Here is a 7,373-nt window from a genome sequence, read left to right on the forward strand (position 1 = left end):
CGCTCGATTTACAGGTCATGACCATGTTGCGGCAGTTGGCCGACGCCGGTCGGGTGGTGCTGGTGGTGACGCACTCGCTGAGCTATCTCGACCTGTGCGACCAGGTGTTGTTGATGGCGCCCGGCGGCAAGACGGCGTACTGCGGGCCGCCCGACGAAATCGAAGCGACCATGGGAACCACCAACTGGGCCAAGATCTTCGGCATGGTGGGGGCGGACCCCGACGAGGCCAACCGTCGGTTCCTGGCCCAGCTCAAACCGCCGCCGGCGGGACCCGAGGCGGAGAAGCCGGCCGACCTGGGCGCGCCGGCACGCTCGAGCACCCGTCGTCAGTTCGCCACGATCGCGCGCCGGCAGGTTCGGCTGATCGTCGCCGACCGCGCCTACTTCATCTTCTTGGCGCTGTTGCCGTTCGTGATGGGCGCGCTGTCGCTCACCGTTCCCGGCTCGACCGGATTCCGTGTCGCCGATCCCAGCGGCGACGGCTCCGACGAGCCGGGCTCGGTGTTGATGTTGCTCACCATGGCCGCCGTGTTCATGGGGACCGCGCTGACCATCCGCGACCTCATCGGCGAGCGCCCGATCTTTCGTCGGGAACAGGCGGTCGGCCTGTCCACCAAGGCGTATCTGCTCGCGAAGATGGCGGTGTTCTTCGTGTTCGCCGTCATTCAGTCGGCGATCGCCACGACCATCACGATCCTGGGGAAGGGGGCGCCGACGCGCCCGGCCCTGCTGCTGGGCAGTGCCACCCTCGAGCTATACGTCGCGACCGCCGCGATGTGCGTCGCCGCCGCGATGGTCGGCCTGGTCCTGTCCTCCCTGGCCCGGTCCAACGAGCAGATCATGCCGCTGCTGGTGGTGTCCCTGATGCTGCAGTTGGTGCTCTGCGGGGGCATGGTCCCGGTCACCAACCGGCTCGGCCTGGACCAGATGTCGTGGGCGGTGCCCTCGCGGTGGGGCTATGCGGCGCAGGCCTCGACGGTCGACCTGTGGGCCATCGAGCCCGGCCCGCTTGCCCCGAAAGACCGCCACTTCAAGCACACGGCCTCGACCTGGCTGTTCGACGTGGGCATGCTGGCGCTGTTGACCATCGTGTACGCGGGATTCGTGGGGTGGCGCAGTCGGCTCAAGCGCCACTGATCCGCCGTCACCCGCTAGATGAAGTCCAGGGCCTCGACCGTAGCGACCGGGCCTTCGTGGGTGGGCCGGTTCGCGCCACCGATGCAGTAGACGGTGTTGCCCACCGTCGCGACCGCCTCGGCGTGACGCGGGGTGGGCATCGGAGGCAGCGCGCTCCAGGTTCCGTTGGCGATGTCGTACATCTCGGCCACCCCCAACACCCGCGTCGGCTCCTCACCGCCGACCGCCAGGATCCGGCCGTCGATGAACGCGGCGCCGTAGCTGCCGCGAGGGGTCGGCATGTCGACCAATTTGGTCCAGCTGCCGGACTGGGGGTCGAACCGTTCGAACGCCGCGGAGTTCTTGTCGGCCGACAGGAATCTGCCGCCGACCGCGTAGACATAGGTGCCGTCCGACACCGCCGCGAGATGCTCACGCGGAGTTGGCATGTCGGCCGCGTCGTGCCACGAGCTGCCGTCGAAGACCTCGGTCTGACCGACGAGTTGCTTGGCGTTCTGGCCGCCGACGGCCACGAGTCTGTCGCCGACCACCGCGGCGGCCAGCGCCGCGCGGGCGTGGGTGAGGTTCGGCAGTTCGACCCACTTGCCGGCGCGCAACGCGAACACCTTGGTGGACGCTTGGGTGAGGTCGCTGCTGGCGCCGCCGAGCACCACCACCTCGCCGTGATAGGTCGCCGCGGCGGCGTGGTGCAGCGGGATTGGCAGTGGCGGTTGCGGCTGCCAGGTGCCGGCGCGCGGGTCGTAGCTTTCGACCGTCGACAACGCCACGCCGTCGCGCAGGCCGCCGACGATCCAGATCTTGTCGTCGAGCACGGTCCACGCCGTCATCAGCCGAGGCGTCGGCGCATCGGGCAGGGAACGCCATTGCGCGGCGGGCTGGATTCGGCGCGCCGGCAGCTGCAGCGCCTCGGCCGACGAGGTGGCCTGGCCGTCGCCGACCTCGCTCGACCCGCCGATCGCGAACACGGCTTGCCCCACCGCGTCGACCGCCATGCCGTGGCGCGCAATCGCAAGATCCGGCAAGCCGGCCCACGCGTTCGTGGTCAGATCGAACACCGACACGCTCTTGAGGACCTGCCCGGCCGACTGCCCCCCGACGGCCACCAACCGCCGATCGGCGATCGCCACGCCGAGATCACCGCGTGGCTGGGGGAGGTCGGGCAACCGCGTCCAGCTTTTCGCGGCAGGGTCATACGCCTCGACGGTCGGCAGGTCGGTGGTCCCGTTGCTGCCGCCCACCGCGTACACCAGCTTGCCGTCCGACGCCGCGGCCAGCATCTGCCGCGGGGTCGGGATCGGCGTGCCGAGGGTCCAGGAGTTGCCGTCGAAGACCTCGGTGGTGTTCAGCGGGGCGCCGTTCGCGTCGACGCCGCCGGTGACGACGATGCGGTCGCCCACGACCGCGGCCGCGGCCGCCGCCCGCGGTTGCAACAGGTGGGGCAGTTCGACCCAGTGGCTGTTGACCACCCGCCAAACCTGGTCGCTGGCAACCTTTTGCGCTCCCGCGGCCCGCCAGCCGCCGAGCACGATCGGGTTGCCCCGCCACGTCACCGCCATCGCGTGCTGAACCGGAACCGGAAGATCGTCGCCGCTCTTCCAGCTGTCAATCACCGGGTCATAGCCCTCGTGGTTGGCGACGAGCGCGCGGTTACTGCCCAGTCCGCCGAAGATCCAGATCGTGCCATCGGCCTGCGTGGTCGCCGCCGCCTGGCGCGCGATGCGCGCGTTGGTGATCGGCTGCCACTTCACGGTTTGGCCGCTCGGTTGACTGGCCGCGGGCTGGTGGTGTTTGTTGCCCTGGGTGAGCAGCACGTAGACGCCGCTGCCGAGCACCAGTACCGCCACCACGATCCCCAGCACGATCAGGGGCGCCGTCAGGCGATTGCCCTTCTTGCCCGACGAGCCCAGCCACTTCACCGCCCCGGCGGCCGGCCCGCGACGCGCGACGGCGGGTGGGTCGGCGTCGCTCGGCGGCGCGATCGCGTCGGTCATGCTGGTCGGTTCGGCGATCGCCTCGGTGGGTTCGGAGGTGTTGGGCCGGGCCGGAATTGGGCCTCGCCGGTCCGGGGCGCGTGGCCCGGCCCGCTGCGGCCCGGTGGAGCGCGACGGTGCGGGCGTCGCGCGGCGATCGGTGAGCGGATGGATCAGCGAGGTGCTGTCCGGGTCGGCATTTCGCGGGGCCGGTTTGGCGATGCGCGGCGGTCGCGCGGCCGGTGCCCCCGCCTTCCCGCCATGCCCGGCCGGCGAGGTCCGCGGCTTCGCCAGACCCGCCGAGCCGCCCACCGTGCGCCCCGCGCCCGCGCCGACGGCGGTGATGGCCATCGCGTCGGGCTTCAGGCCGTTGCGGCGCAGGCTCTCCTGCAGTCCGCGACCGAACTCCGCCGCCGACGCCGGCCGCTCGGCCAAGTCGACCGCCATCGCCGTCTCGATCGCCGCACACACCGCGTCGGGGATCCCGCCGGGACGCAGGTCCGGGACCCGCGTGTTGTTGATCCGCGTGTAGTGCGCGAGCAGGTCTTCGCTGCCGCGGCGCTCGTAGGCGGGGTTGCCGGCGATGAGCGAATACAGGGTGGCGCCAAGCGAATAGACGTCGCTGCCGACCGTCGCAGGATCGCCCGCCATCACCTCGGGCGCGAGGTAATCGATTGTGCCGGAGAACAATCCGGCCGCCGTCTCATATCCGCCGGCGATGTGGGCGGTCCCGAAGTCGGTCAGTTGCGGTTCGCCGTAGTCGTTGACGAGCACGTTCGCGGGCTTGATGTCGCGATGCAGCGTGCCGCTCAGGTGTGCGGTTTCCAGTGCGCCGCAGAGCTTTACGCCGATCCGCACGGCTTCCGGCCAGGCGATGGGGCCCTCGCGCTGCACCCGCAGGCCCAGCGAGCCCGCGGGGCAGTACGACATGACAATGTAGGGGCGGCCGCTCGCGGTCAGGCCGACCCGCAAAATGTTGACGATGTTCGGGTGCCCCGAGAGCCCGCCCATGGCGTAGCCCTCGCGCAGAAACCGTTCGCGGCCGGCGTCGTCGATGAAGGTCGGCAGCACCTTGATCGCCACATTGCGCCCGAGCGCTGTCTCGCGACAGCAATAGACCACCCCGGCGGCGCCCCGAGCGATCTGGCGGGCGTTGTCGAACCCGGCAGCGGCTAACTCCGCCACGACCTCGCTCGCTCCCGACGCCGGGGCGCGAGCCTTGGGTTTTTCAGCCATTACCTGGCCCCAACTTCCCAGGCGATTGATCAATCGGGGTCAAGCGTAGCGAACATCGGATCGCCGTCAGTGCGGTTCCGGCGACAATCCTGGCCGCTAACCCGGTTGGCTCGTGCGTTGTCGCCGCGCTTCGCCCGCGGTCTCAACGTCGATGGCGTCGGGGGCCCGGCTCTGCAGATGCTGGCCGGTCTGGTACCGCAACCGACTGACGATTGCACGCGCGCAGCACCCGCTGACTGTCTGCGCCGCTACCGGTAAAGCCGCAGTCTGGTTGGCGTCCGCGGTCTCGGCGACGCTGATCACGAGGACAGCAAGGGGGTTTCTCGAGGCGTCCGGCGATTCGGCCACCCGCACAGGTTGCATTGCGGTGGCGGTCGTTTCGGAAGTCACGCGGGACGCTGCAACCCCTTGCATGACTAACGGTCGAGGATCAAATGGACTTTGGTATTTCCACGTTCGTAACCGACAACAGCATCGACACGGTGTCGCTCGCTCGCGCGATCGAAGACCGGCACTTCACTTCGCTGATGGTGGCCGAGCACACCCATATACCGGCCTGCCGGCAGTCGCCATATCCACTCGGCGGCGATTTGCCCCCCGAGTTTTACCGGACCCTCGATCCCTTCGTCACGCTGGCCGCTGCCGCGGCGACGACGTCGAGAATCGAACTGTTCACCGGTATCGCGCTGTTGGTCCAACGCGATCCGATCATCGTGGCAAAAGAGGCCGCGAGCATCGATTTGATATCGAACGGCCGGTTCGCCTTGGGCGTGGGCGCAGGCTGGAATCTCGAGGAACTGCGCGACCATGGCACCGACCCGAAGACGCGCGGTGCGCTGCTCGACGAGCGGATCGAGGCCGTCAAGGCGCTGTGGAGCGACGAACCCGCCGAATACCACGGCACGTATGTCAATTTCGACGCGTCCTACATCCGGCCCAAGCCGGTCCGGCAACCGCATCCTCCGGTCTTCATCGGCGGCAACTCCGCGGCAGCGGTGAAACGGGTGATCCGGCACAACGCGGGGTGGCTAGCCGTCCCAACGCCGGCGGAGGCCTTGATCATGCGGACCAACGAAATGCGTGACGGTGCGGGCTACGACGTCCCGCTGGCGATGTTCGGCGCGCCCGTCGATCCCGACTATTGGGCCGTGGCCGACAAGCTGGGGTTCGGCCAGGTGGCGCTCCTGTTACCCACGCTGCCGACCGACGAGTCACTTCGACTGCTCGATGACTACGCCGCCAAGGTTGATCAATACCGTGGCTAGGGCTTCGATGCCGGGGAACTCGCCTGCTGCCCGAATCGCGCGCCGCTACCCAAAGCTTTCGACGCGACAAATCTTGGCAACCGAAATCCCAAAGGAGCGAACATGACCCGAACCGACGACGATAGCTGGGGCTTGAAAACCAGCGTGGGAGCCACGGCCACGATGGTGGCCGCGGCGCGGGCCGTCGCCAGCAAGAGCCCCAACCCGCTGATCAACGACCCGTTCGCCGAGGATTTGGTTCGGGCAGTCGGAATCAAGCTTTTTACCCAGATAGTCGACGGACTGGTCTCGTTTTCGGAGATCGGGGCGGGCTGGCTTCCGGCGTATTTCGGTCTTCGCAGTAGGGCCTTCGATGACTTCGCCACCCAGGCGTGCTTCCTGGGTCTTCGACAGGCGGTGATTTTGGCATCCGGATTGGACAGCCGCGCGTACCGATTGGACTGGCCGTCGGGGATATCCATCTATGAAGTGGATCAACCCGAAGTCATCGGCTGGAAGCGAGATATCCTGGCGAAGCTGGGCTGCGCGCCGGCGACGCACCACCGTTGCGTGGGCGTCGATCTCCGACGTGACTGGGCGAAAGCATTGCTGCAAGCGGGGTTTGACGACTCTAAGCCGACAGCATGGATTGTGGAAGGTCTCCTGGTCGGCTATCTGCCACCCCGGGCGCACGACGAAATACTCGATGCGATCACGGGATTGAGCGCCCCGGGCAGCCGGATAGTGGCCGACCACACCGACATCCGTCGTCCCGATCTGATCAATGAATTTCTCAGCGAGTTCCATGACCAGTGGTGCCAGCGTGACCCCAGCCTCAATTTGCGAGGACTGACCTTTTCGGGGCCCCGGCAAGATCCCGCGGTGTATCTGGCGGAGCGTGGCTGGGTAACACACAACGCGAACGTGACCGACCTCTTGCGCGCCGCTGGGCGATCTCCGTCCGCGGCGGGTGAATTTCCCGCGTCTTCAGAATTCATGCTGTTTCTGAACGGGGTCCGTAACTAGACGGCCCGCCGACTGCATGCGGAGCCGATCGTCAGTGGATGCGTGCGCTGCCGCCGAGGCCGATCTCGAGCACGCTTCCGGTGATCACTCCCGGGTCGGTGACCAGGTACACCACGCCGCGGCTGACGTCCTCGGGCTGTAGCCAGGGTTGCGGTATCGGGTTGGCTTTGGTCATCCGGCGCACGAGGTCGTCGGGGACGTCGTCGCTTCCGGTGGGTTGCACCATCGGCGTCTGGGTGGTGGTGGGGCAGACGACGTTGATCGTGATGCCCTCCTTGGCGACCTCGAGGGCGGCGGACTTCGCCAGGCCGATGACGCCCCACTTGGTGGCGTTGTAGGCGGCCAGCTCGGGGATGCCCATGCGGCCGCCCATCGAGGAGGTGACGACGATCCTGCCGAACCGCTGCTGGCGCATCACCGGGATCGCGGCGCGCAGGGTGTGAAAGGCGCCGGTCAGGTTGGTGTCGATCAGCTGTTGCCACACCACGTCGCTGACGTCTTCCAGCACCCCGGTGCTGACGATTCCGGCGTTGGCCACCACGATGTCGAGGCTGCCTAGGTCGGCGACCGTCTGGGTGATCGCGGCGTTGACCGCGGCCGCGTCGCGCACGTCCAAGGTGATCGGCACGCAACGCCGGCCCAGTTCCTCGACGAGCTTGGTCGTTTCCCGTAGGTCGTCCTCGGTGCCCAGGGGATAGGTCAGGTCCGTCATCGCCTGCGGGGCATCGGCGACGACGATGTCGGCTCCTTCGGCGGCC

At 68.0% G+C, this 7,373-nt stretch carries 5 protein-coding genes; 3 read left to right on the plus strand and 2 right to left on the minus strand.

Features of this window, described 5'->3' with window-relative positions; translation table 11 throughout:
* On the plus strand, nucleotides 1–1,139 hold a 1,139-nt coding region (locus A9W96_RS28000), incomplete at its 5' end, for an ABC transporter permease (RefSeq protein ID WP_231999945.1).
* Nucleotides 1,140–1,153: 14 nt separating this feature from the next.
* On the opposite strand, the gene A9W96_RS28005 is transcribed toward A9W96_RS28000, so the two are convergent.
* Nucleotides 1,154–4,345 carry a kelch repeat-containing protein gene (locus A9W96_RS28005; protein WP_067144491.1) on the minus strand — a complete coding sequence of 1,064 codons (3,192 nt, stop codon included), beginning with the start codon at nucleotides 4,343–4,345 and terminating at the stop codon, nucleotides 1,154–1,156.
* Nucleotides 4,346–4,779: 434 nt separating this feature from the next.
* Between A9W96_RS28005 and A9W96_RS28015 the strand changes: the two genes are divergently transcribed.
* Nucleotides 4,780–5,610 carry an LLM class F420-dependent oxidoreductase gene (locus A9W96_RS28015; RefSeq protein WP_067144493.1) on the plus strand — a complete coding sequence of 277 codons (831 nt, stop codon included), beginning with the start codon at nucleotides 4,780–4,782 and terminating at the stop codon, nucleotides 5,608–5,610.
* Nucleotides 5,611–5,712: 102 nt separating this feature from the next.
* Nucleotides 5,713–6,615, plus strand: a complete 903-nt coding sequence (locus A9W96_RS28020) for an SAM-dependent methyltransferase (protein ID WP_066866680.1) — start codon at nucleotides 5,713–5,715, stop codon at nucleotides 6,613–6,615.
* 31 nt (nucleotides 6,616–6,646) lie between these two features.
* On the opposite strand, the gene A9W96_RS28025 is transcribed toward A9W96_RS28020, so the two are convergent.
* The coding region (locus A9W96_RS28025; protein ID WP_067144494.1) for an SDR family NAD(P)-dependent oxidoreductase at nucleotides 6,647–7,373 on the minus strand (727 nt) is incomplete at its 5' end.

The sequence above is a fragment of the Mycobacterium sp. 1245852.3 genome (assembly GCF_001669335.1).
In the GTDB taxonomy this organism is placed as follows: domain Bacteria; phylum Actinomycetota; class Actinomycetes; order Mycobacteriales; family Mycobacteriaceae; genus Mycobacterium; species Mycobacterium europaeum_A.